We start from the raw sequence: 22703 nt of genomic DNA, 5'->3' as shown, positions 1-22703 counted from the left end.
CTCTGTGTTGGGTGGTGGAGGCCCGGGGCGGCCGGCTGGGCTGGCAGGCTGTGGCGGCCGCCCCGGGGCGTGGTCAGCGGCCGGTGCAGGCCGCGGCGTGGGCACGGGCGTCGGCGTCGCTGCCCATCTTCATGAGCGTGTCGCAGCCGGTGCAGGTGTAGCCCTCGTTGCCGCGGTCGTCCTGGCGCATGTAGACGGTGCCGCCGTTGCTGGTGGGGTACTTGGCGGTGGTGGTGATGGCCATGGGGTTCTCCTCGGGTTCGTGGTGGTTGGGTTGCTGCGAGGTGTGGTCAGGCCGGCAGGAGCTCGTACAGCCGGGCGATGCGGGCGCGGGTCTCGCGGATCTTCTGGTGCAGGAGGCGGCGCTTGGCCGCGTCGTAGGCCTCGTCGACGAACGCCTGCTGGAGCTGGGAGAGGCGGCCCTCTGCAACGGCAATCGCTGCGGCGCGGATCTCGTCCTCGGTGATGCCGAGGGCCATGGCGTCGTCCACGGCGCGGAGGGTGGTGAGGCGGTCGGTCAGGCAGTCGGGTCCGCTGTGGTCGAGGACCTCGCGGGCGGCAGCCTCAATGGCTTCGGCCTTGTTCATGGGGTTCTCCTTGGTCGGGCTGGTAGACGGTTGAAGGGTCGGTTGGTCAGGCGGCGCCGACCGGGCGGACGATGATCGTCCGGGCGGGGTTGTCGGGGTCGGCGCGCATGACGAACCCCTCTCGGGTGGACCACTCGGTGGCGTTGTTGTGGTTGTTGTTGTTGCTCTGACCTGGCACAACAACGGGGCCGGGAGCGCTCTCGGAGGGGGAGGGGAGCGGGGGCACGTCGTCGTGGTGGATGCCGGGCACGCTGACGCCGGCCACCTTCACCCCGTCGCGGACCCTGATGCCGGCCTCCTGGAGGAGCGCCCGGACGGCCCTCCCGGACCGCTTCCAGAGGGGGTGTTCGGCGGCCAGGTGGGCGGTCAGGATGGTGAGGGCGACGTGGGTGCCGTCGGCCCCGAGGAGTGCCACCGTGCGGCGGGCGTCGGCGGGGGTCGGGGCGGTCGCCGCGGGGGTCTCGACGGGTGCCTCGGCGGGGGCCTGATCGGGGGTCGGCGAGGGCTGCTCCGCGACGTCCTCGGCGGCGCCTCGCTCGGCCCCCTCCTCCTTCTCTTCGGCGGCCTTCTTGCCGGGGGTGGGGGCGTGGATGAGGGCGGCGATCCACCACCCGCCGATGGCGAGGCCGATGCCGGGCTCGATCAGGTCACGGGCCAGCGACCAGACGAGGGGGCCTCCGACGACCAGGAGCAGGGCGGCCGCGCCGGCGGAGTCCCCGAAGTGGCTCCGTGCCTCCTTGCGGGCGGCCTTGGCGAGGTCGAGTTCGATCTGGCGGGCGGCGACGGCGGAGGCCTCCCGGGCCTGGATCATCGAGGGGCGCTTGGCGGGGTCGGCTTCGGCGAGCTTCTTCCTGAACGCGGCCTCGGCGTCGATGGCGGCCTGGGCGTCCAGCTCGGTCTGCCGGGCCCGAAGAGCCGCGGCTTTGGTGCGGCGCTCGCGTTGGGGGGCCGTCAGCTTGCGGACGAGGACGGGGGTGCCAGTGAGCAGGCCGGTGACCGGCCACACCAGGGTGGCGACGATCCGCATCCGGTGGCCGGGGACGGCCCGTTCGGTGGGGAACAGCTTCTCTGGGATCAGCTTCTCCATGGCTCAGACCACGACCGAGGTGAGCAGGCTGGTGAGGAACGAGCCGGGGATGACCCACAGTCCCCCGGCGTAGACGAACAGGCTGGGGCTGATGGCGCCGAGGAGGGCGTCCTTCCAGGCGCGGGGCGCGAGCCCGAAGACAGCGATGGTGGCGAGGGCGGCCGTGGCGCCGGGCTTCCACTCCCCGACGGCGGGGTTGCCCTGGAACGCGTCGTTCAACTGCTGGCCGATGCTGGGCAGCTGCTGGAATGCGGCGCCGGCGTTGGACGCGAGCAGCCCGATGCCGTACGACCAGTAGGGCACGTGGTCCGGCTTCACGTCGATCTTGTTCTTTCCGCGGATGCCGACGTAGAGGTAGAACGTGGCGGCCGTGGCGGCGCCGCCGCTGCCCAACGCGATCAGGCTGCTCATGGGGTGGCTCCTGGGGTCAGTTGAAGAGGTGGAGGGAGGGGAGGAGCGGGCCGAGGCCGAGGGCGACGGCGAGGCCGGAGGCGACCGGGATGCGCAGGACGGTCAGGATCAGGAGGGGGCCGGGGCCGCGGACCTCGCTCACGCGCAGGCGGCCCTTGTCGCGGGTGTGGAGGTCGAGTCCCCAGCCGAAGGCGGCGGCCAGGGCGCCGACGGCCGGTCCCCCGGTGCCGAGCAGCGGAACAAGGCCAAGGCTGTAGCCGCCGACGGCACTGATCGCGGTGAGCGTGCACCAGCGCCTGAAGCGCCGGTACCGGGCGGAGCCGCCGACCTTGGCGCGGGCGGCCCACAGGCGCTGGCGGCGGGCCCGGGCGCGGGCCTCGCGCTGGTTGGCGAGCTGCTGCTGACGGTGGCGCAGGGCGCGCTGGGCGGGGGTCTCCCCGGCGGCGGCGAGGCGGGCGTCCTCCCGGGCGCGGGCCCGCTGCTTCTCGACCTCGCGCTGGGTCGCCTGGCGGGCGGCCCGGTCCTCGGGGGTCTCGGAGAGCCGGTCGGCGAGGAGGTCGACCAGGCCGACGAGGTCGTCCCGTTGGGTGGGGGCGGACGGGGTGAGGATGTCCTCGACGCGGTGCCGCTCGGTCTTCTCCTTCGGCGTCTCCCCGACCTTGCCGAGCGCGGCGTCCATCCGGGCGCGCTGCGCGGCGAGCATGGCCTCGTACTCGACCTGCTGACGGGCCGCGCGCTGGGCCGGGGTCTCGTTGAAGAGCTGGTCGATCGTCTCGCCGACCGCCGAGGCGATCGTGGTGGCCTGCTCGGCGAAGATCTCGCGGGCCGGGGCCCAGAAGGCCTCGGCAGCGGCCGCGACCGAGGCGGCCTGGACGGCCTGGCCGTGGCCGGTGCCGATCGGGACCGGGGTGTAGACGGGGCCATCCTTGCGCCACCACTCGCCGACCACGGGGTCGGAATCGGGCCCGAGCGCGCCGATGGTGGGCGGCTCGCTTGGGGGCGGGGGGATGGTCATGGTCAGCGGTCCTTCCGGGGGCCGATGCCGCCGCGGCGGAGCCAGGCTGCGGTGCCGGCGTCGATGCGGCGGATCTCGGCGTTGCGGCGGACCTGTTCGCGGGCGCTTCGGCCGGTCGGGGTGGTGCTGGCGGACTGGCCGCCGGTGAGCTTGGACCAGAGGCCCATGGCTACCTCCAGGTGAGGAGGGCGAGTGTGAGTGCGCTGAGCGCGTAGGCGCCGATCAGGCGCAGGGTGAGGCGTTCGGTCTGGTCCGCGCACCGGTAGAGGCCGGCGTAGGCGAGCACGGCGGTGACCGACCATGCGATAGCGGCAGTCATGCGTAGCCGCCGTTACCGTGGCGGCGCTCGTACTCGGCGCGCTGCCGCTCGGTCTGCGTGGCGGCCTCGGCTGCTGCCTTCTGTTCGGCCTTGCGGGCACGGCCCAGGGCGGTACGGACGTAGGCGTTGTCCGTTGCCATGCCCTGAAGGGCGAGGGCCTGGACGACCTTCTTGGGCTCGGCCTTGAGGCCACCGTTGTCGAGGTGGCGAGACATGGTGGCGATCGCGTCGGCGAGAACCATGCCGCTGACCTGGGGCGCATCACGGCGCATCGCTCGGGCGGGGTCGAGTGCGGGGTGCTCCTCGACGGCCGCGGGCTGGGGTACGCGGTCGAGCCGGACGGTGGGTACGGCGGCCCGGTCGAGCAGCAGGGCGACCTGGGGCGGGGTGACGGTGACCTGGTACGTGGCGAGGGTCTCGGCGATCTCCTCGTCGGTGGCGTCGGGGTTGGCTGCGGCAACGCGGTGGACGGCGGCGGCGGGGCCGATCTCGGCGAACTCGGCGGCAATGTCGTCCTCGGCAGTGCGAGCCGGGAGGGCTGATGCGGGCTGATGCGTGGCGGATGCGCCGCTGGTCACGTGGGCAACGGCCCGCTCACGGACTGCGGTGGTCGCCTCCTCGGCAGCAAGCGCCCAGCCCCAGAAGCCGAAGGAGGGGAGGCGGAACGCGTCCTCGCCGCGGGCGGCTCGGGCGGTGGCCCGGTCGGCGTTCCAGGCGAGGGCGGAGACGACGAGCAGGCCGATGGCCGGGGAGGCGTAGAGGACCTGGGCGGGGCGGCCGCCGTGGGTGATGTCGGCGTGGACCAGGTTGAGGTACACGGAGGTGGTGGCCATACCGAGGGTGGCGAGGATGCTGGGTGCGGCGGAGCGGGCGGCGCGGATGGCGTCGCTGGCGGACCTGAGGCACAGGTAGGCGATGCCGTCGAAGACGAGGCCGGCGGCGACGGCCAGTTCCTTCGGGACGCCGTAGTGCCTGGCAACGGCGTAGAGGGACCAGGCGGCCATGAGTGCGGCGGCGGTGCGGACGAGGGCCATGACGGCGTGTCGGCCGATGTTGGCGGCGGCCGTCCGGGCCCAGTCGGGCGGGGTGGTGGTCATGTTGGTGTGCTCCGGGGAAGCGGGGCGGTCAGTGGTAGGCGTACGCGCGGTACTCGGCGGTGTCGTCGGCGAGCCGGTCCCGGCAGTCGACGCACTCGGACTCGCGGCCCTCGTTGGGCTCAGCGGCGTCGGTGTGCGGGCAGCCGGCCAGCATGTCGGCGGTGATGAGGCTGAGCAGGTCGGCGGTGGCGGCAGGCATCAGGCGGCCTCCGTGAACAGCGCGGCGGCGTACGGCCTGGTGGCCTTGTAGGACCAGAGGCCGGCGGTGAGCGCGGGCGCGTCGGGGGCGTAGACGTACACGGCGATCCAGCGGTTGGTGGTGCGGTGCTGAACCCAGGCGCGGTGGGCGTCGTGGCCGGTGACGGCGCGGTGGGCCTTGGCGACATGCCGGCCGTACCAGGACTGCTGGCCGTCGGGGAGCTGGATGCCGAGGCGGGTGAGGTGGTCACCGGTGCGGATGATCTGGCCGCGGTCGAGGGCGGCCTGGTAGCGGCCGTTGAGGGTGGCGCACTGGATGTGGCGGCCGGCCTGGCGGGCCTGGTTGGTGTTGCGGGTGCGGGTCTTGGCGGTGGTGCGCATCGGGTTCCTCCCCTTGGGGGTGGCGCTGCTGCTTGCCTTCGCCCATACTTGCATCATGAAGTTGCAACGTCAAGATGCATCACGAGGTGGCATGTGTCGGCTCTATCAGCGACGGAACAGGGCGTGGCATCATCGGGGCATGACCAGCACTGATGACCAAAAGGCGGCACGCGCCCGGCTCGCCGAGCTCAGTGCTGCCTACACGGAGGCCGAAGCCAAACTGGAGGAAGCCCGCGAAGCGCTAAACGCCGGCATCGTGGACGTGCTCATGGCTCGCACGCTCGGGCCTTCCGAGGTCACCCGCCTTGTCCCCTATGAACGCCAGCATGTTGGCCGGATCGGCAAAGCCGGCGGTGTCCCCCCGCTACGTGAGCGCACCGTCGTCAGCGCGAAGTCGAAGCCGCAGTCCTGACGCATCACCGCGCATCACGGCCCCGCCCGGAGTATCCGAGCGGGGCCGCTTCATGCCCTTGACCTGCGGCGCATCCGCCGCGCATCACCGGCGCATCACGCTGGTTGGCCCGGCGATCATTGGCAACTCAGGCCGCGGCCAGCTCCTCAAGGACCTGCTCGGCGCGGTCGGCGTACTCCTGCTCGCTGCGGACGGAGCGGCAGTCGTCGTTGGTGCACTCGCGCATGCCGTCGGCCCGGATGGTGATGGTGAGGTGCTGGCAGGTGGGGCAGACCTGCCGCCGGGCGGGGGCCGCTATGGGCTGGCCAGCGGCCCGATTGAGGTGGTCGTGGAGTTGGCCGATCTCGTCGGCGAGGTCCCGGGCGTACGGGCGGCCTGCGGCCCAGTCGAGGTGGAACAGCAGCACCTTCACCGCGCGGCTGACGGTCCGCTCCCAGTCGTGGCCCGCGGGTCGGACCCAGCCGGACCAGTCGTTGGCGGCCTGCCGGTCCTCGAGGACGGTGCGGGCCCAATCGACGAGGAGGTCGAGGCCGGGGGTCTGGTCCTGGTCGCCGTGGTCGTCGTGCACGCCGGCCTCGGCGGTGGGGCCGATGAGGGACAGCACGTCGACCCGGCAGGGCAGGGGCGCGGTGCGGGTGGCGCCGGAGACACGGGCCCCACGCCGGCCGGAACCGGGCTGCAACGCGAGGTGAGCGAGGACTATCAGCTCGGGGAGCTGGCCGAGCTGGGTACGGAGGCGGTCGAGGTGCGGGGTGGGGAGCATGCCGGTCTCCTGGCGCTGTGCGGGTGGTGGGTTCAGCGGGTGAGCTGGTAGTCGGCCACGTCGTCGGGGCAGGTCATGGCTGGGCCTCGGCCCCGAACCCCAGCTCGGTGGCGAGCTTCTGCATGGCGCGGTCGTAGTCCTGTGCGGCCCGCACGGAGTGGGTCAGCGCGGCAAGGAGGTCTCCGGCAGACGAGCGGGATGTGTTGAGGGCTCGGATGGTGCCGCAGGGCCAGCGGACGGCGTCGTCCTCGGAGCCGCAGGTGGTGCATGCCTGGCTGATGGGCCCGTATGCGCCGGGGGTGGGGTCGTCGTCGGGGCCCCAGCCGGTGTAGCCGGTGACGGGCTGGTGAAGTGCCCGGACGGCGGCAATGCGGGCCTCGGCGGCGTGGAGCTGCTTGGCGAGCTGCTGCTGGTAGGCGCTGGTCATGCGACACTCCTGGGGCTGAGGGCCCGCTCGACGGCGGCCGGGTCGAGCGTCCAGCCCACGGGGACTGTGGAACGGCCGGCCTGGATGGTGACTGGTTCGGCTGCGGCGCAGAGCGCGCGAACCCGGGCGGCGGCCTCCTGGGTGGCGTTGCCGAGGACGTCGATCTCGCCGAGGCGGGAGGCCAGGACGACGGCGTGGGCCCGGTCGTTGGCGCCAAGGCGGCTGCTGGCCCCGTTGAGGTGGACTTTCACGGTGGCGGCGGCGATGAACAGGCGCTCGCCGATTTCGGCGTACGTGAGTCCCTCGGCGGCGAGGGTGAGGATCTGTCGCTGCCGTTCGGTGAGGCGGGTCACGGCTGCGGCTCCTCGACGAGATGGACCGTGGCTCCCATCCGGTGGAACGCCTCCTGCACGTCGCTCGCGGTGGCGTCGGCGAGTGCCGCGGCGAGCCGATCGACAGCGGTGAAACGCCCCCTTTCGCCTGTGGTGGGCGACGCGTCGACAATGAGGTCGCGGATCTGCTCGTCCCGGCCGAGCCAGACAAGGAGGCTGACGAGGGCGTGGGAGTGGAGGCCGATGTCGTCGCGCTGGAGCCGGGTAAAGAGCGCGCCAGTGGTACATCCGGTGATGCGGGCGACGCCACGCCAGGAGAGGCCCTCGGCACGTCGCTTCTTGTCGAGGGCGGCCCAGAGGGTGGGACCGTGGATGCGGTGGCTGGTGCGGGGAGTGCTGGTCACGGCTGCGGCTCCTCGTGGTCCGGCTGGGTTCCGTGGACGGCGGGCCGCACCGCGTAGTACTCGATGGTGTTGCCGTAGCGGGCCCAGAGGATGGGGGGCCGTGTGCCGGTGGCGGGGGTGATGCCGATGTCGTCGGGCAGGTCGGGCATGGGGAGCCTCCGGAGGGTGGCGATGCGGCAGGCCCACCAGAGGATGAGGGGGCTGCATGTAGCGAGGACGGCCAGGTTGGTGGTCATGTGCGCCTCCAGGGGTGGAGTGCGAGGAGGGCGGCTGCGAGGCCGGCGCCGAGGAGGGCGCCGGCCAGGACCAGCCACGGGGACACGGTCACGCGGTGGCGGTTCTGGTGTAGGTGGTGGTCGTTCCGAGTCGGCAGTTCGATTGGCCGCAGCCGACGAACTGGAAGGCGTGGCGCCCCTCGGTCCAGGTGAAGCGCTCGTGGCCGATGGCACGGTGATGTGTGGCGCACCAGGCGGTGATGATGACCTTGGCGCCGATGGGTGGTGGGGCAAACGCGGTGGCGGTCACTTCTGGCCGCCGTCCTGGCCGAGCACCGCGCGGGCCACCGCGAGGGCGGGCTCGTCGTCGGGGATGTCCTGCCCGGCGAGGGCTTCGGCGGCCTGGTCGAGCATGCGGGCGATGGCGAGGCCGGTGGCGGGGTCCATGGTGGCGATCCACTCGCCGTACGGTCGGATGATGGCGGGCACTCGGGTGTGGCCGCCGACGGAGGCACGCGTGCCCGCGATGGTCTTGCCGTCCTGGGCGCAGACGGAGCCGGAGCCGCCGTACTCGGGGCTGTCGCGCCGCTGGATGTAGGTCCAGTGGGGGCTGCCGTGGGTGGCGGCAGAGGCGTAGAGGTCTCGGAGCCGCTGGGCTGCGGCGGTGAGCAGGTCGGCGGGCTGGTCGGTCACGGTGTGCTCCTCGGGTAGGTGGGGCCTGCCGCTGGGTGACGGCAGGCCGGGGCAGGGTCAGTTGCGGTACTCGGTGTAGGTGATCTCGAACTGGTTCTCGTTCATGACCTCGAACTTGCCGTCTTCGTGGTGAAGGACCCAGTCGCCTTCGCTGGCCGAGTCGATCTGGCCACTGGTCATGTGTTCTGCGTCGAAGTTCAGAGCCCAGGGCTGGAAGTGGTAGCTCTGGGTCTCGGGGGTGGCTCCCAACTGCTGACACCACTCCGCAACGGCCTGGAGGTTGGTTTCGGTGAGCTGCATTGCGTCGACGACGGTGGGGTTGGTGATGTACCGGGCCACGGGTGCTCCTCGGGTTGGGCCGCCCGCGGGTTGCGGGCGGCGTCGGGCGTCAGGTGGTCAGGCGGCCGCAGGGACGGCAGGTGCGGTGGCGCGGTGCCAGAGTTCGGTGAGCGCGGCGTAGGCCTGCTGCGGGACGACACCGTTACCGCCCGCCTTCAACTGCGCGTTGCGGGCCTTGGAGGCGGTCATGCCGTCCGGCCGGGGGATGTCGGTGATCCAGCCGGCGGGGAGGCCCATCATCCACTCGACGAAGGCGGGGTGGAGGCGTCCTCGATCGTCAGTTGGCCGGGGAGCAGGCCGTCCGGTGACGTGCTCCCAGCGGCGGACCGCCGCACCGTAGATGCCCCAATCCGGTGCGCCGCCGAGGGCAACGTCAGGTCCCCCGCCGAGCCGCGCTGGTTCGGGCCGCCCTTCGCCCCGTCCGAGGCTCGCGGTGTCGGCAGGAGCGCGCCTACCAACGTCGGGTTGCCCCGGCTGTACGTGGTGCTCTGCCGGGCGCTGTCCGCCGCCACAGGGGTGGGCAGCAGCCTCGTCGCGTCGACCAGCGTCTGACCGTAGCCCGCCCCGTACGGTGTCCCGTCCGGACGGAAGTTTGCCGTGTTCCGCGAGTCGGCCACCGTGGGCGTCGGCAGCAGCGACACCGTGGTTCGCAGGTTCATCCCGCCCTGCGCTGCGTGCCCGGGGCCGGTGTGCTCCGAGCTGGTCGGCGTCGGAAGGAGCTTCAACGCCTCGTCCAGGCCGTCCTTGCCGCCGGTCTTCCAGCCGCGGGCCCTCGGTGTCGGCAGGCCACGCGAGGACGAAGATGCGGTAGCGCTCGTGCGGAGCGCCCACGGCGGACGCTGGTAGGCCGAGCCATTCCGCATCGAACCCGAGGCGGGCCAGGTCCGCGAGTACAGCTCCGAGTGCTCGCAGAACAGGCTCGTCAGGCCCGTCTCCCATGCACCACGTGCAGGGTTCCACGTCGCTGTGGGCGGGCGCGGAGAGGAGTCCACGGACATTCTCGATCACCACCAGTCGGGGTTGGAGTGCGGCTATGGCGCGGGCCATGTGGGCCCACAGGCCGGAGCGGGTCTGGTCGTTGAGGCCGGCGCGGTGGCCGGCGAGGCTGACGTCGGTGCAGGGGAATCCGCCGGTGAGGATGTCGACGGGCTCGACCTGGTCCCAGTCGACGGCGGTGATGTCGCCGTGGTTGGGGACGTCGGGCCAGTGCTTGCGGAGGATGGCGGCGGCGTACTGGTGGGGGTCTTCGGGGTCGTACTGGCAGTGCCAGGCGGTTTCGGCGCCGAAGAAAGCTTCGACGGCGAGGTCGAGGCCGCCGTAGCCGCTGAAGAGGCTGCCGATGCGGGGCGGTGTCACCTGGGTCTCCGTGGTGGTTGGCGTGGCGGCTCTTGTGGGGGCCTGTGGGCAGTGGGGTGGCACTCGGGGCGCCTGGGGCCGTGCGCGGCCGTTGTCGGTCCGGTCCTGGCCGCGTACGGGGCCTCTACGACTGCGGGTCGCGGGGCCAGCTCGCGTGGGGCCAGGCGCCGACCTGGGCGGCGTGCCAGCCGGGGTGTTGGATGATCAGCTCGCACCAGGCTTCGTCCACGGTGGGGTGGGGCGTGTTGCAGCGGGGCATCTGGTCGAGCGTGGCTTGGAGTTGTTCGATGGTCTCGCCGGTGCAGGCGAGACCGTGGTCGGCGTTGTCGAGGCGTTCGCGGAGGTTGCTGGCGCGGGTCTTGGCGGAGTGCCAGGCGGTGCGGTAGCGGTCCCGCTCGGTCTCCAGCTGTCGGACCCGGTCGAGGAGGGCTGCCTGGGTGTCGGCACGGATGGCGGCCTCGAAGCGGGCAATGTCGATGTGGAAGCCGCCGAGGAGGCCGAAGCGGCGTAGGCCGTGTCGTGCGGCAGTGAGGGCGTCGGCAGGGTTGCGGCGGGTGGCGACCCAGTTGGTGGCGAGGTCGGTAAGGCCGGGGTCGGTGAACGGCTCGGGCTGGGTCATTGGGTGGTCTCCTCGGTGGTGAGTGCGCGGGTGAGCTGGTCGTCGTCGGCGTTGCGGAGGGCGTCGGGCCAGTCGACGTAGTCGCCGGCGGCGCGGGCGTCGGCGTACTGCTGCCAGCAGTGGGTGCAGAGCGGGGTGGGGGCGTGGCCCCAGGCGGGGCTTGCGGGGTGGACGACGCGGCGTTGCTGGCAGCGTGCACACCGGGCCTCGACGGGCTGGGTGGCCATCAGGCGTTCGCTTCGGCGTGGGTGACGGTCCAGGTGCCGTTGGGCTGGCGGGTGATGGTGTCGCCGAAGCGGGCCCAAGTCCGGGGCTGGCTCTTGTGGGCCCAGATGGTGAGGCCGTCGGGGACGACGTGGCCGGCGTCGAACCGGTTGTGGACCTTGCTGTGGCCGATGGTGGTCCACAGGCGATAGAGGTTCTCGGGCGTCAGGACCCACTCGGTGGGCTGGTCGGTCACGGGGGTCTCCTCAGGCGGCGGGTTGGGTGGTGTGGACGATCCAGGCGCCGGTGCGGCTGGGGTGGGCGCCGCCGGCGACGGGGCGGCCGGTGGGTGCCGGCCGCCCGGGACGGTCAGGCGGAGTCGGTGTCGAGCGCGTCGGCGACGGACCGGATGGCCCCGATGTTCTGGGGCCGCCCCGTGTTGGCGTTCGCGTCAACTTCGCGAAGGATCGCGGAGGCGCATCGAGCGGTGTACTGGAGGCGCTGGTACGCAGCACGGAGACCCTTGACCTCAGCGATCAGGTCACCCATGTCCGTGTGGGTGAGGATGGCGGCGCCGATGGGGGCGGCGGCTTCGGCGGTGATGCTGGCGCCGACCATGAGGCCGTCGTCGAGGCCCTGAACGGTGATCAGCACTTCGGCTTGGGCGCCGGGGTAAGCGGTGACGCGGAGAATGTGGCCGTCAGGGTCGACGTAGGTGTGCGTGGTCATGGAGCAGTCCGGCAGGTCGGCGGCGGCCGGGGGCTGGTTGGGGCCGGGGATACTGGTGGGCTGCCAGATCTTGCCGACCGAAAGCTCAGTGACCCCGACGGTGCGGCGCCAGCGGTATAGCTTCCGCCCGCGTGTGCCGCTGGGGCCTGTCCAGCCGCTGTGCCAGTTGTCGCGGTGGCCGCGGGGCTGGGCGCAGGCAACGGGGAGGGTCCAGTGGGTGGTTCGGCAGGTGGGGTTGCCGGCGACTGTGGTGGGCGGCCACGGCTTGCGGGTCATCGAGGTCTCCTCAGGCGGCGGGTTGGGTGGTCTGGCGGGTGGGGTGGACGCCGTCGTAGAAGCGGCCGTCGGGCCAGGCGCACGGCACGCCCATGGGTGCTTGGCAGCTGGGGCATGCCCGGGCCGCTATGGCCGCGGCGTCGACCCGGCCGGGGTGGGGGCTGGTCCGGTGGAACCAGGTGCCGGGCTTGTCGCCTCGGGCGCCTCGGCGTCGCTTGCAGGGGTCGCCGGCGGCGGAGTGGCACCAGGGGCACGGGACGGCGAGGGCGTCGGCGTCTCCGCGGAAGCGGGCCTCTTCGCGGGCCTTGCGGCCGGGGAGGGCATCGGCGAGGGCTTCGCGGACGTGGTCGGGCATGCGGCCGACACCGGTGAGGGCGTCAGCGACGGACGGGTGCGGCCCGCCGGTGAGCTGACGAATCGGTTCGGCGGCGATGCGGCCGTCGGCGATGGCGGCGATCTGCTGGCGGCGGCGTTCGACGAACTCGGCGCCGGTCTCGCTGCCGGCTGGCAGGGGGTAGGTGAACGCGCCGTCGGGGATGCGCTCGTCGCGGATCTCCTTGCGGAGGGCGCGGACGTGGTGGGGCTGAATCCAGCGGGTGGAGTCAAGGTCTCCGTCGCGGCTGGGCTGGGAGTAGAACTTGGCGACTGCGGCGAACGCGTCGGGGTCCGCGGGAATGTCCTTGAGGGCTTCGGCCCAGGCAATGCTGGCGGCCTTGGACGGCTTGCGGTTGTCGAACGCGGCTGCGTGGGCGAGGAGCCGGGTGGCTTCGACGGCGTCCACTAGTTGCTCCCTTCGGCGAGGAGTTCGTTCATGAGGTCGTAGTGCTCGGCTACGCGGCTGTCGGTGCCGGGCAGGTGGCCGTTGGCGGTGGCCGGCAGGTTGGCCTTGGGCTTGTCGCGCATGGCCTGGAGGCGCATCTGGTCGTACTGCTTGCGGAGCTTGGGCATTGACTGGACGTTGGGCCGCCAGAAGTCGCTGTTCTGGGACCACTCGATGGCGCCGAGGACCTGCTCGACCGTGCGGCGGTCCTTGTCGATCAGCAGCCGGGCTGAGTCCCGCCATTGCTTGGTGATGGTGGGCCGCTTGCTGCCGTTGGCTTCGATGGCGTCGGCGAGGGCCCGGCAGACGCGTTCAACGTCGGCCCTCGGCGGCTCATCGTGGCCGGCTCCACGGCGCGCACGTGAAGAAGTACGTAGTACTTCTTCTACCTCTGTCTCTGTCTCTGTCTCTGCTTCGGTTTTGGTTCGCGTTTGCTTCAGCAAATCCGAAGCAAGTGCTTCACCGTTTGCTTCGCCCTTCGAAGCGGCCCGACGGGACTCGCCGGAGCGCCTTCCACCCCTTTGACCTGCGGCGGAACGCTTCTCGCGGAGTGCGGCGACCTCGGCGGCGGACCGCTGGTGCTCCAGGTAGTCGTGCACGACGTACACATCGGGGCCGCCAACAGGGCATCGCGAGCAGTCGTGTTCGCCTTCGTGAAGCAAGCCAACGCGAAGCAGTGCCGAAGCAAGTGCTTCAGGGTTGCTTAGATCGGTCAGCCGGCGGATCAGACGCTTCGGAACCAGGCCGTCGGTCAGCTGACGAGACGAGTAGCAGAGTGCGCTGATGTACAGCCACGCAGCTTCCCCGCCCACCTCGATGATCTTCGGGTGGTCCGTCAGCCCATCGTGGACACGGACGTAAGTGCGCCGGTCCTTCTCGGCCATGTGCTGCTCTCCGGTCAGTTGGTGCGGTCGGGGTTGGTGGCCTGGGGCGGGGGACGGTCACCCCGCCCCAGGCAGTCAGGTGGGGCCGATCAGGCCGGCTGGACGGCCAGGGCGCGCTCGGCGTTCCGGCTCATCGCGGCGATGTACCGCTTGGCCTGGTTGGTCAGGTACGGCAGGTCCAGCGGGTTGTCCGCCTCTTCGGCCGCCTCGACCTTTTCCCAGCAGCGCACGCAGAACTGGTAGATCAAGGTGTCGCCGAAGCCCCAGTCGAAGACCTCCTGGTGCTCGTACGTGAAGAGCACGCGGGTCTGGCTGCAGAGCTGGCAGGGTTCCTCGGTGGGCGTCTCGCTCATCGCATGTCCTTGGGGTCTGGTGGTTCGGGGCGCCCGTTCTGCCGGGCGGGGGTGTGGTCGGGGCAACGCGGCCCCGGGATGTAGGGCCTGGCCGGCTGCCCGCAGTACTCACGCACCGCGGGCAGCCACTGGCCGCACGTCACGCCGAGGGCTGGTCGAGGCCGAGGGCGGACAGCAGCAGCTGCTCGTCCGCGCCGTCCCGGGCCCGACGGGCCACGTACCGGCGGGCGCTCTCCCGGCCCTCCTCGGGCACCACGGTGGCCGTCAACGAGGCACCGAACACCTCCGCCCGATCCGCCGGGTCCCGGTACCGGTTCGCCGTCACGCCGCCACCTCGTTGACCCAGCGGCCGATGGTCCGCTCGTTCACGCCGAGGTCGCGGGCGATGTCGCCCTGGAACTCGCCGAGCTGGTGGTAGCGGATCCGGGCCTTGGTGCGCTGCTCGTCCTTGAACCAGCTGATCAGCGGCGACGACAGCCGCGGCATGACTGCGATCTCCCGCAGCGACTTCGTCAGCGTCGGAGCCGGCACGGGCTGCTCGTGCTCGTCCCACGTCAGGTAGCCGAGCACGTCGGCCACCTGCCGGTCCGGGTCGACCAGGCCCGCGAGGACGACGATCATCACCTCACGCTCACGGGCGTCGAGCTGCCCGAGGATGTGGGCGATCTCGCGGGGGCCGCCCTCACCGCGAACAATGCACGCCAGGCCAGCCGCGATCGGCAGCAGGCGCTCAGCCGTGTCGCCGAGCTGTTCGGCGCTCACTTGGCCACCCCCTGCCGAGGGATAAGCGGCCAGTGCCCGTGGACACCGGAGGCGTCGCGGCCCCGCGCGGCCAGGTACTCGCGCAGGCCGTCGGCCTGCTTCCGGGCCCAGCCCTGCTGCAACACGTGCAGCTCGGCCAGCGGGGTCTCCCGGACCGCCGGGTAGCGAGTCGCAATCTCGACCGACACCCGGACCGCGGCAAGCGCGTCGGCTGCGGCCTCGTGCGCGCCGTCGAGGCGGACCCCGTAGTGCTCGGACAGGGCACCAAGGTTGCGCTTCCCGCGCCGGTACCGGTCCACCTGCCGGTCCAGGACCAGCGGGTCCACCACGATCGGCTCGCGGCCAGCCAGCTCGGCAAGCGTGGGGTGCCCGTGGCGTCGCAACTCCCGGTCCAGCATGGTGAAGTCGTACGGCGCGTTCATGGTCACGATCGGCGTGCCCTCGTCGACGTGCTCGGCCAAGGTGATCGCGATCTCCTGCACCACCCGCCGCGCCGAGCGGCCAATCATCCGGGCCCGCTCCGTCGTGATGCCGTGCACCGCCGCGGCAGCCTCGGGGATCTCCACGCCCGGGTCCGCGACCCAGCCGTACCGGTCAACCGCCTTCCAGCGGATCGCGTTGTCCTCCGCGTTGTCCGACCGCTGCGGGCCCACCCGCAGAACGGCGGCCGTGACGATGCGGTCCGACTCCGGGTTGATGCCCGTAGATTCGATGTCGAAGCCGACCAGCGGCTCGGTGTGCCAGAACCTGCTCACTCCGCACCCCCGGCGGTCAGCTCCGGGAGCACCAGCGCCGCCAGCTCCCCGGCCTGCCACGCGGCAGCCACCAAGTCGCGACCACCCTTGTCGAACCGAACGCTGTGGCTCCTGGCCCGGGTCGCACGGATCTCCACACCCGGCACCGTGTGCACCTCGCCCGTCTCCGTGTCGCACCACTGCGGCACCCCGGCGGCCGTCATCTCCGCCAGCAACGCGGTCTGCGTGGCCGGCCGGACCTCGGTCACCACCCGGCGGGTGATGGCGTCCTTGTCGGGGTGGTTGTCGCGGACCCAGGCGAGGAACGCCTCCGAGTCGGTGACCGTTGCGGCCGGGGCCGGGTCGGTGAGCGACACCTTCGCCACCTGCTTGCCGTCGGGCAGGAGGGCGGCCACCTGCCGCACGCCAACCGACTCATCCAGTGCAGCCTGCACGTCAGCCCGTACGGCCTTGAGCTGGTCGCCGATCGCGTCGGCGAGGGCCTTCAACACCGCCTCGCGGGCGGCCAGATCGGCGAGGCTCATGCCGCACCCGCCAGCAGCTCGGTCATCTGGGTGAGCTGCTCGACCGAGGCCTCGGTGATCGGCACGCCGTACGACTGGGCGAAGTCCTGCTCGATGCTCGACGCGACACCAGCGGCCAGCGCGGCGCCCCGCAGGGCGTCCACCGCAGCCGTTCGCCCGTCGTCCTCGACAATCTCCGCGTCGACCGGCTCGGCCACCTCAGCTGCCTTCTTCCGGCCGACCTCGGCGATCTGCTCCAAGTACGGCTCGTACGAGCCGAACGCCTTCGCCTCCTGCCAGATCCGGCGGACGTCAGCCGCCGTGGCCGCCTCGTACGCCTCGTGCAGGAAGTCACGCTGCTCGGCCACCGGCTCGGCAGGCACCGCCCGCAGCGGCTGCACCGGCGCCTCAACCGGCTCGCCGTCCTGGTTGACGTACGCCCCCAACTCCTCCGGGGTGTAGTGCAGGCCGAACAGGACGTCCTCGCACGCGTCCCGAGCAACCTCGGTGATCGCGCGGGCCTTGAGCATCGCGGCCGGGTACTTCTCCCACGCCGTCGGCCGGTCCTTGTAGTCCCGGGCGTACGGCCTTCCGTTCTTGATCTGGCACAGGCCCGCCTGCGCGGCCCGCTCCAGCGTCCACGTGACCTCGTACGTCCAGTCCGGGTCATCGGCGCGGATGATCTGCGCGATCGCGGACCGATCGTCGCCCTTCACCCGCAGCTTGTGGCCGGCCTGACGGACCAGGCCGCCGATGAGGCCGGAGCTGGCCGAGGGCTTGCCCTCGATGACGTGGATGCCGGTCAGCGCGGCAATCGGGGTGATGCCCAGGGTGCGGCCGTACTCAATGGCGTACAGGACGTTGGCGGGACGGTTGACGAACTGCTTGGGCAGCAAGTCGGCGTGCGCCAGGTGCTCGGCGTACCGGACGAGATCCGGCAGCGCGGCGGTACGGACGATCTCAGCGGTCATCGGTCGTTCTCCGTGCGGTAGTTCGTGGGGAGGGGGCAGATCAGCCAGCCGCGGCCGTCGGGCCGGGCGAGCTCCAGGGCCGGGTACGGCCAGGTGACGCGCACGATGCGGAGGGAGGTCAGGGCTCGGAGGTGGCCGATCACTGGTCACCGTCCTGGGGCTGCCGCGAGGCCACGTGCCGGATCTGCTCCGGCGTCACCTCAGCGGCCCGGACCGGGCGAACCCGGTGACGCGACCGCCAGTCCAGCCACAGCAGCAGGGCGAACGCGCCGATGGACAGGGCGATCAGGGTGCCGAGCATCAGACACCGTCCTTCGGGGAGTTGGTGGCGCGGGCGGCACGACGGGCCTGCATCCGCGCGAGAATCTGAGCGTTCGAGGGCGGCGACCACTGGTGCCAGCCGGCCGGGAGCTTCCACAGCTGCATGTGCTCGCGGGGCGGCACCCCGCAGACGCCACAGCCATTCGGCTCGGTCACCAGATCTCACCCCGCAGCCACCGCCACCGCATCGTGGCCACCGCAGCCCCGTACGCCCGACGAACCTCAGCTGGCCACGACTGCCTGTCACCGCCGTACGCGAGCAGGAACTCCGTCGCCAGGTCGACCTCGGCCTCCATCGGCCGACGCACCGGCAGTTCCGACGCCATCACGCCGCCACCCCTGCCGGGGCCGCGACCGGTTCAGCCGGGTACGCCTTCACCGTCAGCTCGACCTCGGCCCACACACCCACGGCGGTCCACGACTCGTGCAGCCGGCCCAGGCACTCGTACTGCCGCGGCTCCTTCACCGACAGGTCGAGCGTCTCCACCCACTGGTCGAACGCGGTCACATCGTCGTGGTGCAGGTGTACCGCGATCTCGCCGTACCGCACGTCCACGGTCGTTGCCGGCAGCTCCGGGAACGCCTCCGCCAGCATCAGAGCCGCACGCAGCAGACCGGCCTGTGACTGCAACGGGTGCTGACCCGTCGAGAAACCCGTACTCACAGGGCACCGCCCGTCCGCGCCGCGTACTCGGCGACCAGCGCGGTGGTCCCCGGGGACCACGCCGGCGGCGGGGTTTCCGCCCGCCCGCCCAGCACGTCGTACAGCCGGTCCAGCCACGGGTCCTTGAGCACCAGCTGGGTGGCCGGCGCGGTCAACTTCGCGAGCGCACCGTCGAGCACCATGGCAACGTCGGCGGGGATGGGCCAGGGCTCGGATTCGGAGTTGATGACCGTCACCCGGACCGTGGTTGCGGTCTCCGGGGACGTGTGGTGGATGATGGACACAGGTCCACCTCTCTTTCGTGATCGTTTGACGCACGGGTGGGCCGAGGGCTCTCGTACGGGCGGCATCCCGGCGGGGGCCCGACCCATGTCAGGGGCGGCTCAGGCGGCGAGCGGCTGTCGGCGCTTGGCGCGGCGCGGCTCGGGGGCCTGGCGGGTGGGGTCCAACTCGGGGTTCGACCGGGAGTCGAGGGCCTCGTGTGCGGCGAGCCACTCATTGAGGGCGACGATGCGGTACATCCGTCGGCCGCCGAGGCGGAAGGACGGCGGGCCCATCCGTCGGTCGTTCAGGCAGTACAGAGCCTTCGGAGTGCGTCCGATGTAGGCAGCGGCCTGGTCGTGGGGGAGCAGGGGCGACGATGCCTCAATGGCACCCATCACTTACCTCCATTGCTCAGGTTGATAGGTCGGCGATGTCCGAGACGGCCGCGTTGAGCTTGTCGGCTATGCGCCTCACCACCTCGGGTTGGGCGCCTCGCAGGTCTCGCTCAAGGCGGGACAAGTGCGAGGCAGAGATGTCGACTTGAGCAGCGAAGTTACGTAGGCCGTGGCCTGCCAGTTCGCGCCTTCGCCGGATTTCTGCGCCTCGCGTTCTCACAGCTGAAGACTATGCGCAGTGATGAGCAATGACAAGCCCTGGTGAGTAATGGTGAGCAATGATGGCTGCGACCTGCGGAAATGGCGGGAACCTGACGCGCATCGATGGGCAGTGATCTGCGATGCTGTTGCCTAACGTTGTCCATCGACAGGAACCCGGGGGCCGTGATGAGTGCAGCCAGGCAGGCTGACCTCGACTGGGCCGCGATCGGCCACATGATTCGGCGTGAGCGGATCAAGCGCGGCATGAACCAGTCGGAGCTTGGTGCCGCAGCCGGCCTCGATCGGAAGTCGATCAGCAACTACGAAAACGGTCGGGCACCCGCCAGGGCTGACCGGGTTCCGGACGGCTACTACAAGGTTGGCGAGATCCTCGGCTGGACCCCCGACAGGGTCGACAGCTATCTGCGAGGTGAGCAGCCAGTACCAATCGAGCCTGCCGCCGAGGCCCCAGGGGTCAGCGGCCTGTCTCCTGCTGAGCTGTTTCCGGCGGTTGGCCGGTTTGCCCGCGCGGCAGTCCAGGCCGGCGGCGATCCGAGGCTTCGGGACCTGCTGGAAGACGCCGCGGACCGATTGCTTCAGTCGATCCCGCGAGAAGCAGCCACTCAGCAGACCTCCTACGGCCTCGCGGCGTACCGGCCGCACGGCTGGGCGGAGGGCGACCCGGGCGTCCCGGACGACGATGCGGCGCGGATTCGCCAGGCCATCGAGGGGTACGAGCGGGGCCGGCAACAGCCGTAACTCCCCGACACACCCGCGACACGCGTGACTTTACGTGCGTATTTCCTCACGTTTACTCGCGCGCATATGCCAGAATCGGCTCTCCGGCATGCCTCCCACACGTCAGGACTCAGGGGGAGAGGCATGCCCACAGCCGTCGGCAACGCCGCCGAGGTAGCGCAGCAGTACGACCCGCTCGCCACGCTGGAGCAGATGGGCATACCCGTCATCCGCCAGTGGCTGCGGGACACCTGGGGCGCGTGGTCTCCCCGGCACCGTGTTGTCATTCTTGCCCAGGGCCTCAGTCCCACTCAGGAACGCTGCGTGCTCGCGCACGAGATCGAGCACATCCTCGCCGGGGACGTCGGCTGCGGCGGCATGGCTGGCCTTCGAGCCGAACGCCTCGCCGACCTCCATGCCGCCCGAAAGCTGGTTGCGCTCAGCGACTTCTGCGCGGCTGTGCAGTGGGCAACATCTGAGGCCGAGCTCGCCGCCGAGCTCGGCGTGACCGGCTGGATCCTCCGCACCCGTGCGGCCGACCTGGAAGGGGGTGCCCAGTGGCTGGGTACATCGAAGACCGGTGGATGACGAAGCGCCCGGACCCGACGACCGGAAAGAAGCGCCGAACCGAGCGCTGGGGCAAGGGCAAGCGCTACCGCGTGGCCGGCATTCCCGGAGTCCGGGACCGCTCGTTCGCCGGCCTGGAAGACGCGAAGAAGTGGCTGCGCGAGGCCGCCACGGACAGCACCCGCGGCAACCTCTACGACCCCCGCAATGGTGAGATCACGCTGCGGGAGTACGTCGAGACGCACTGGTGGCCAAGCCTGCGCAAGCCGCCGAACACCAAGTCGTCCATGCGGCCCAGGATCTGGAACCACATCCTGCCGCACCTGGGCGAACAGCCGCTGATCCGGATCGGGGACGAGCAGATCAAGTGGTGGGTGAGGCAGGCGGAGAACTCGATCGACGTCGGCACCATCCGGACTACCTGGAAGCACTTCAGCGCGATCATGCAGGCCGCATTCAAGGCGAAGCGGATCCCGGAGAACCCCTTCCGAGACCCCGAGTTGAGGCCGCCGACGGCTCCCGCCAGCAAGGCGAAGGCCTGGCCGCTGGCCACCGTCCTGGCGGTGCGAGAGGCTCTGGCGCCCAGGTACCGGATCCTCCCCGACCTAGCGGTCGGTGCGGGCCTGCGGCAGGGCGAGGCATTCGGCTTCAGTCCGGACGACATCGTCGGGCAAGAGATCCGTGTCACCCGGCAGGTGCTGAAGATCGACGGCAAACTTGCGTTCGGGCCGCCCAAGGGCAACAAGATCCGGGTGACGGCCTGCCCGCCTGGCCTGGCCGAGCGGGTCGCCGCCTACGCCGAGGAGTTCCCCACGGTCGAGGTCACGCTGCCCTGGGTCGACCCGGACAGGCCCAACCTGCCCTGGGAGGAAAGGCCGCTGAAGACCGTGCGACTCCTGGTGACGACGGCCCGGGTGAGCGGTAAGGGCGGGGGTGCCATCAACCGGACCACGTGGGATGAGAAGGCGTGGAAGCCAGCGCTCGTCAAGGCTGGCGTGATTCCGGAGCCGGAGCGCGAGCAGGTGCAGGGCGCGAAGGTCATGTGGACGAGGGTGTCCTGGAAGATGGAGCGCTCCGACGGATTCCACGTTCTCAGGCACACGTTCGCCTCGGTCGTACTTCAGGCCGGCGAGACCGTGACGACGCTGGCGGCGTGGCTCGGGCACAGCGACCCTGCGTTCACGCTTCGCACGTATGTCCACTTCCTGCCGGAGGCCGGCCGGCAGGCGCTGTCGGCCCTCGGCCGGTGGATTGCGTCGACGCCTGCGGCACCGGAAGTGCTCCCCGGAGAGGGCGCCGGAAACGGATCTCCCCAACCGCTCCCCAGGGCGGCGTAGAGAGCGCGGCTGTTCCCGCGTTTCCCCAGGTCGCCACTCCCGGAAGGGGCCGCATGTGGGGGAGTGTGGCCTGTACCCGGCGTACAGGCCGACTCTTCCGCCCCCTTTCCTTCCCGCCGTCCGGCGCGGGGCCCCGTCAGGCGGGGCGGGCGCCGACGGCGTCGCGGATCTGGTCGCCGAGGCCGCCGTTGACGCGGGCGCAGTTGGCGCAGCAGAAGAACATGCCCGCCACTTCGACGCCGTGGCCGACGATGCGGACGTTGCAGTGCTCGCAGCGCGGGGCGAGCTTCTCCATCGCGCACTCGAAGCTGTCGAAGGTGTAGGTGTCGCCGGTGACCGTCTTGATCTCGAAGGCCAGCCAGTAGTCGTTGCCGCAGGTGACGCAGATGGCCATGGCGGCCGTCTCCTTCCGGTGGGGCCGCCCCGGGGCGGGGTGGCTCGTTTCCCAGTGTCGAAGGGCCGGTCGGCCACGGCCACCCGGGGGGACTGTCGGGCGGAGGAGGGCGGACGGGGCGGCCTCAGGCGGAGCGGGCGGCGAGGTCCTCCAGGGCGCGGACGGCGCGGTCGGCGTCGTCGGCGGCGACGAACAGGTGGTCGTGGTGGAAGCCGGCCACCACGTTGCAGCTGATGCCCTCCTCGGCGAGCCGGCCGGACACGGCGGCCGTCAGCCCGACGGCCTCCAGCGCCGAGTGGATCCGCAGGGTGATCCAGGCCGCCACGTACTCGTAGCGCAGCCCGAGCGCGTCCGCCTCCTCCTGGGCGACCACCATCGTCACCCCCTCGGGCTCGGCGACGGTCACCACCGGCCGCATGCCGGCGGGCACCCGCGCGGGGAGCGTGCAGTAGACGTACCGCCCCGGGTTGAGCTGCGGGCTCATTCCGCGCAGCAGCGTCGCAAGGTCTCGTTCTGCGGCCATGCCCGCCACCGTAGCGGCTGGACGGGGGATGCGGCGTGCTCCGCGGGCGTGTCGGAATCCGTTGACGAGCGACAGTCACCGATATATCGTCGAACTATCGAGACAGTGACTCGACTGACTCGTTCGACTCGGAGATCCGAGGAGGTGGGCGCGATGCGCTCAGAACGTCAAGGAATGAGTTTCCGTTGGGAGGGCCCGCGCGGCGGCGGTCGACGCCGCGGCCCGGGCCCGGAGTTCCGGGGGATGCCCGGTGAGGGCATCGAGGGCCGGGAGGCGTTCGGCGGCTTCGGCCCGCCGTTCGGTGGTGGCGGCCCCGGCCGGCCGATGGGCGGCCCGTACGGCCACGGCTTCGGTGGGCACGGTGGCCGGCGCGGTGGTCCGCACGCG

At 71.3% G+C, this 22703-nt stretch carries 45 protein-coding genes and 1 pseudogene; 5 read left to right on the top strand and 41 right to left on the bottom strand.

Going from position 1 to position 22703, the window contains the following annotated elements; translation table 11 throughout:
* Positions 1 to 73: 73 nt before the first annotated feature.
* Genes KS423_RS01815 through KS423_RS01770 form a run of 10 tightly spaced genes read right to left on the bottom strand, consistent with a single transcriptional unit; the run spans position 74 to position 5095 of the window.
* Positions 74 to 244, bottom strand: a complete 171-nt coding sequence (locus KS423_RS01815; RefSeq protein WP_224274058.1) for a hypothetical protein — start codon at positions 242 to 244, stop codon at positions 74 to 76.
* 46 nt (positions 245 to 290) lie between these two features.
* Positions 291 to 587, bottom strand: a complete 297-nt coding sequence (locus KS423_RS01810) for a hypothetical protein (protein ID WP_224274056.1) — start codon at positions 585 to 587, stop codon at positions 291 to 293.
* A gap of 46 nt (positions 588 to 633) precedes the next feature.
* Positions 634 to 1674 carry a hypothetical protein gene (locus tag KS423_RS01805; RefSeq protein WP_224274054.1) on the bottom strand — a complete coding sequence of 347 codons (1041 nt, stop codon included), beginning with the start codon at positions 1672 to 1674 and terminating at the stop codon, positions 634 to 636.
* Positions 1675 to 1677: 3 nt separating this feature from the next.
* Positions 1678 to 2085 carry a hypothetical protein gene (locus KS423_RS01800; protein ID WP_224274053.1) on the bottom strand — a complete coding sequence of 136 codons (408 nt, stop codon included), beginning with the start codon at positions 2083 to 2085 and terminating at the stop codon, positions 1678 to 1680.
* Positions 2086 to 2101: 16 nt separating this feature from the next.
* A complete protein-coding gene (locus KS423_RS01795) occupies positions 2102 to 3100 on the bottom strand; it encodes a hypothetical protein (RefSeq protein ID WP_224274051.1) in 999 nt (332 codons plus the stop codon).
* 2 nt (positions 3101 to 3102) lie between these two features.
* On the bottom strand, positions 3103 to 3267 hold the full coding sequence (locus KS423_RS01790) for a hypothetical protein (protein ID WP_224274049.1): 165 nt from the start codon (positions 3265 to 3267) through the stop codon (positions 3103 to 3105).
* Positions 3268 to 3269: 2 nt separating this feature from the next.
* Complete coding sequence (locus tag KS423_RS01785; RefSeq protein WP_224274047.1) at positions 3270 to 3419, bottom strand: hypothetical protein; 150 nt, start codon at positions 3417 to 3419, stop codon at positions 3270 to 3272.
* Complete coding sequence (locus KS423_RS01780; RefSeq protein WP_224274045.1) at positions 3416 to 4516, bottom strand: hypothetical protein; 1101 nt, start codon at positions 4514 to 4516, stop codon at positions 3416 to 3418. Before KS423_RS01780 ends, KS423_RS01785 begins: the two co-directional genes overlap by 4 nt.
* 28 nt (positions 4517 to 4544) lie before the next feature.
* The gene (locus KS423_RS01775) at positions 4545 to 4715 is read right to left on the bottom strand and encodes a hypothetical protein (RefSeq protein WP_224274038.1); all 171 of its coding nucleotides are present in this window, start codon (positions 4713 to 4715) and stop codon (positions 4545 to 4547) included.
* Positions 4715 to 5095, bottom strand: a complete 381-nt coding sequence (locus tag KS423_RS01770; RefSeq protein ID WP_224274036.1) for a hypothetical protein — start codon at positions 5093 to 5095, stop codon at positions 4715 to 4717. The genes KS423_RS01775 and KS423_RS01770 overlap by 1 nt, the downstream gene beginning before the upstream one ends.
* 139 nt (positions 5096 to 5234) lie before the next feature.
* Between KS423_RS01770 and KS423_RS01765 the strand changes: the two genes are divergently transcribed.
* The gene (locus tag KS423_RS01765) at positions 5235 to 5507 is read left to right on the top strand and encodes a hypothetical protein (protein WP_224274034.1); all 273 of its coding nucleotides are present in this window, start codon (positions 5235 to 5237) and stop codon (positions 5505 to 5507) included.
* A gap of 127 nt (positions 5508 to 5634) precedes the next feature.
* On the opposite strand, the gene KS423_RS01760 is transcribed toward KS423_RS01765, so the two are convergent.
* The 29 genes from KS423_RS01760 to KS423_RS48355 all read right to left on the bottom strand — a co-directional run bounded on the left by KS423_RS01760 (position 5635) and on the right by KS423_RS48355 (position 18776).
* Entirely contained in the window at positions 5635 to 6270 is a 636-nt protein-coding gene (locus tag KS423_RS01760; RefSeq protein WP_224274032.1) for a hypothetical protein, read from the bottom strand.
* A gap of 73 nt (positions 6271 to 6343) precedes the next feature.
* Positions 6344 to 6697 carry a hypothetical protein gene (locus KS423_RS01755; protein ID WP_224274030.1) on the bottom strand — a complete coding sequence of 118 codons (354 nt, stop codon included), beginning with the start codon at positions 6695 to 6697 and terminating at the stop codon, positions 6344 to 6346.
* A complete protein-coding gene (locus KS423_RS47860) occupies positions 6694 to 7050 on the bottom strand; it encodes a response regulator transcription factor (RefSeq protein ID WP_224274028.1) in 357 nt (118 codons plus the stop codon). Before KS423_RS47860 ends, KS423_RS01755 begins: the two co-directional genes overlap by 4 nt.
* The gene (locus KS423_RS47855) at positions 7047 to 7433 is read right to left on the bottom strand and encodes a hypothetical protein (RefSeq protein ID WP_224274026.1); all 387 of its coding nucleotides are present in this window, start codon (positions 7431 to 7433) and stop codon (positions 7047 to 7049) included. The genes KS423_RS47860 and KS423_RS47855 overlap by 4 nt, the downstream gene beginning before the upstream one ends.
* A complete protein-coding gene (locus KS423_RS01740; protein ID WP_224274024.1) occupies positions 7430 to 7669 on the bottom strand; it encodes a hypothetical protein in 240 nt (79 codons plus the stop codon). Before KS423_RS01740 ends, KS423_RS47855 begins: the two co-directional genes overlap by 4 nt.
* Positions 7670 to 7757: 88 nt before the next feature.
* A complete protein-coding gene (locus tag KS423_RS01735; RefSeq protein ID WP_224274022.1) occupies positions 7758 to 7958 on the bottom strand; it encodes a hypothetical protein in 201 nt (66 codons plus the stop codon).
* Positions 7955 to 8341 carry a hypothetical protein gene (locus tag KS423_RS01730; RefSeq protein ID WP_224274021.1) on the bottom strand — a complete coding sequence of 129 codons (387 nt, stop codon included), beginning with the start codon at positions 8339 to 8341 and terminating at the stop codon, positions 7955 to 7957. The genes KS423_RS01735 and KS423_RS01730 overlap by 4 nt, the downstream gene beginning before the upstream one ends.
* A 57-nt stretch (positions 8342 to 8398) precedes the next feature.
* Positions 8399 to 8680: a hypothetical protein gene (locus KS423_RS01725; RefSeq protein WP_224274014.1), complete on the bottom strand. Its 282-nt coding sequence runs from the start codon at positions 8678 to 8680 to the stop codon at positions 8399 to 8401.
* A 57-nt stretch (positions 8681 to 8737) separates the two neighbouring features.
* Entirely contained in the window at positions 8738 to 10036 is a 1299-nt protein-coding gene (locus KS423_RS01720) for a DNA cytosine methyltransferase (RefSeq protein WP_224274012.1), read from the bottom strand.
* A gap of 124 nt (positions 10037 to 10160) precedes the next feature.
* A complete protein-coding gene (locus tag KS423_RS01715; protein ID WP_224274011.1) occupies positions 10161 to 10655 on the bottom strand; it encodes a hypothetical protein in 495 nt (164 codons plus the stop codon).
* On the bottom strand, positions 10652 to 10882 hold the full coding sequence (locus tag KS423_RS01710) for a hypothetical protein (RefSeq protein WP_224274009.1): 231 nt from the start codon (positions 10880 to 10882) through the stop codon (positions 10652 to 10654). The genes KS423_RS01715 and KS423_RS01710 overlap by 4 nt, the downstream gene beginning before the upstream one ends.
* Positions 10882 to 11115: a hypothetical protein gene (locus tag KS423_RS01705; RefSeq protein ID WP_224274008.1), complete on the bottom strand. Its 234-nt coding sequence runs from the start codon at positions 11113 to 11115 to the stop codon at positions 10882 to 10884. Before KS423_RS01705 ends, KS423_RS01710 begins: the two co-directional genes overlap by 1 nt.
* Before the next feature lie 113 nt (positions 11116 to 11228).
* On the bottom strand, positions 11229 to 11864 hold the full coding sequence (locus tag KS423_RS01700) for a hypothetical protein (RefSeq protein ID WP_224274006.1): 636 nt from the start codon (positions 11862 to 11864) through the stop codon (positions 11229 to 11231).
* A gap of 10 nt (positions 11865 to 11874) precedes the next feature.
* Positions 11875 to 12645: a hypothetical protein gene (locus KS423_RS01695; RefSeq protein ID WP_224274004.1), complete on the bottom strand. Its 771-nt coding sequence runs from the start codon at positions 12643 to 12645 to the stop codon at positions 11875 to 11877.
* Complete coding sequence (locus KS423_RS01690; protein ID WP_224274002.1) at positions 12645 to 13568, bottom strand: hypothetical protein; 924 nt, start codon at positions 13566 to 13568, stop codon at positions 12645 to 12647. Before KS423_RS01690 ends, KS423_RS01695 begins: the two co-directional genes overlap by 1 nt.
* Positions 13569 to 13657: 89 nt before the next feature.
* Entirely contained in the window at positions 13658 to 13921 is a 264-nt protein-coding gene (locus KS423_RS01685) for a hypothetical protein (protein WP_224274000.1), read from the bottom strand.
* A gap of 139 nt (positions 13922 to 14060) precedes the next feature.
* On the bottom strand, positions 14061 to 14246 hold the full coding sequence (locus KS423_RS01680; protein WP_224273994.1) for a hypothetical protein: 186 nt from the start codon (positions 14244 to 14246) through the stop codon (positions 14061 to 14063).
* Entirely contained in the window at positions 14243 to 14683 is a 441-nt protein-coding gene (locus tag KS423_RS01675) for a hypothetical protein (RefSeq protein WP_224273992.1), read from the bottom strand. The genes KS423_RS01680 and KS423_RS01675 overlap by 4 nt, the downstream gene beginning before the upstream one ends.
* Positions 14680 to 15438 carry an exonuclease domain-containing protein gene (locus KS423_RS01670; RefSeq protein ID WP_224273990.1) on the bottom strand — a complete coding sequence of 253 codons (759 nt, stop codon included), beginning with the start codon at positions 15436 to 15438 and terminating at the stop codon, positions 14680 to 14682. Before KS423_RS01670 ends, KS423_RS01675 begins: the two co-directional genes overlap by 4 nt.
* On the bottom strand, positions 15435 to 15962 hold the full coding sequence (locus KS423_RS01665; protein WP_224273989.1) for a hypothetical protein: 528 nt from the start codon (positions 15960 to 15962) through the stop codon (positions 15435 to 15437). Before KS423_RS01665 ends, KS423_RS01670 begins: the two co-directional genes overlap by 4 nt.
* Positions 15959 to 16912 carry a hypothetical protein gene (locus KS423_RS01660; protein ID WP_224273987.1) on the bottom strand — a complete coding sequence of 318 codons (954 nt, stop codon included), beginning with the start codon at positions 16910 to 16912 and terminating at the stop codon, positions 15959 to 15961. Before KS423_RS01660 ends, KS423_RS01665 begins: the two co-directional genes overlap by 4 nt.
* Positions 16909 to 17055 carry a hypothetical protein gene (locus KS423_RS01655; protein WP_224273985.1) on the bottom strand — a complete coding sequence of 49 codons (147 nt, stop codon included), beginning with the start codon at positions 17053 to 17055 and terminating at the stop codon, positions 16909 to 16911. Before KS423_RS01655 ends, KS423_RS01660 begins: the two co-directional genes overlap by 4 nt.
* Positions 17052 to 17213 (bottom strand): hypothetical protein, encoded by a 162-nt coding sequence (locus tag KS423_RS01650; RefSeq protein WP_224273978.1) that lies wholly within the window; start codon positions 17211 to 17213, stop codon positions 17052 to 17054. Before KS423_RS01650 ends, KS423_RS01655 begins: the two co-directional genes overlap by 4 nt.
* On the bottom strand, positions 17213 to 17389 hold the full coding sequence (locus KS423_RS01645; RefSeq protein WP_224273971.1) for a hypothetical protein: 177 nt from the start codon (positions 17387 to 17389) through the stop codon (positions 17213 to 17215). The genes KS423_RS01650 and KS423_RS01645 overlap by 1 nt, the downstream gene beginning before the upstream one ends.
* Positions 17386 to 17559, bottom strand: coding sequence for a hypothetical protein (locus KS423_RS01640; RefSeq protein WP_224273970.1), 174 nt, complete (start codon positions 17557 to 17559; stop codon positions 17386 to 17388). Before KS423_RS01640 ends, KS423_RS01645 begins: the two co-directional genes overlap by 4 nt.
* A complete protein-coding gene (locus tag KS423_RS01635; protein WP_224273968.1) occupies positions 17559 to 17828 on the bottom strand; it encodes a hypothetical protein in 270 nt (89 codons plus the stop codon). Before KS423_RS01635 ends, KS423_RS01640 begins: the two co-directional genes overlap by 1 nt.
* Positions 17829 to 17893: 65 nt before the next feature.
* On the bottom strand, positions 17894 to 18181 hold the full coding sequence (locus KS423_RS01630; RefSeq protein WP_224273966.1) for a hypothetical protein: 288 nt from the start codon (positions 18179 to 18181) through the stop codon (positions 17894 to 17896).
* A 99-nt stretch (positions 18182 to 18280) separates the two neighbouring features.
* On the bottom strand, positions 18281 to 18556 hold the full coding sequence (locus tag KS423_RS01625) for a helix-turn-helix domain-containing protein (protein ID WP_224273965.1): 276 nt from the start codon (positions 18554 to 18556) through the stop codon (positions 18281 to 18283).
* Between the two features lie 16 nt (positions 18557 to 18572).
* Positions 18573 to 18776, bottom strand: coding sequence for a helix-turn-helix transcriptional regulator (locus KS423_RS48355; protein ID WP_224273963.1), 204 nt, complete (start codon positions 18774 to 18776; stop codon positions 18573 to 18575).
* A 167-nt stretch (positions 18777 to 18943) separates the two neighbouring features.
* Between KS423_RS48355 and KS423_RS01615 the strand changes: the two genes are divergently transcribed.
* The 3 genes from KS423_RS01615 to KS423_RS01605 all read left to right on the top strand — a co-directional run bounded on the left by KS423_RS01615 (position 18944) and on the right by KS423_RS01605 (position 21399).
* Positions 18944 to 19516, top strand: coding sequence for a helix-turn-helix domain-containing protein (locus tag KS423_RS01615; RefSeq protein ID WP_224273961.1), 573 nt, complete (start codon positions 18944 to 18946; stop codon positions 19514 to 19516).
* 123 nt (positions 19517 to 19639) lie between these two features.
* On the top strand, positions 19640 to 20083 hold the full coding sequence (locus KS423_RS01610) for an ImmA/IrrE family metallo-endopeptidase (protein ID WP_224273959.1): 444 nt from the start codon (positions 19640 to 19642) through the stop codon (positions 20081 to 20083).
* Positions 20080 to 21399: a site-specific integrase gene (locus KS423_RS01605; RefSeq protein WP_224273958.1), complete on the top strand. Its 1320-nt coding sequence runs from the start codon at positions 20080 to 20082 to the stop codon at positions 21397 to 21399. Before KS423_RS01610 ends, KS423_RS01605 begins: the two co-directional genes overlap by 4 nt.
* A gap of 136 nt (positions 21400 to 21535) precedes the next feature.
* Here KS423_RS01605 and KS423_RS01600 read toward each other — a convergent pair whose 3' ends face one another.
* Together KS423_RS01600 and KS423_RS01595 are read right to left on the bottom strand one after the other, a co-directional pair.
* Positions 21536 to 21793, bottom strand: a complete 258-nt coding sequence (locus KS423_RS01600; protein ID WP_224273956.1) for a Prokaryotic metallothionein — start codon at positions 21791 to 21793, stop codon at positions 21536 to 21538.
* Between the two features lie 124 nt (positions 21794 to 21917).
* Positions 21918 to 22316: an ACT domain-containing protein gene (locus tag KS423_RS01595; RefSeq protein ID WP_224273954.1), complete on the bottom strand. Its 399-nt coding sequence runs from the start codon at positions 22314 to 22316 to the stop codon at positions 21918 to 21920.
* A gap of 174 nt (positions 22317 to 22490) precedes the next feature.
* Here KS423_RS01595 and KS423_RS01590 point away from each other — a divergent pair.
* A pseudogene (locus tag KS423_RS01590) lies at positions 22491 to 22703 on the top strand (hypothetical protein); the annotation flags it as partial.

Origin of the sequence: Streptomyces sp. LS1784, assembly GCF_020103755.1 — a bacterium.
GTDB lineage: Bacteria > Actinomycetota > Actinomycetes > Streptomycetales > Streptomycetaceae > Kitasatospora.
The sequence above is the reverse complement of the archived record's forward strand: the minus strand, read 5'-3'. Positions and strand labels throughout refer to the sequence as shown.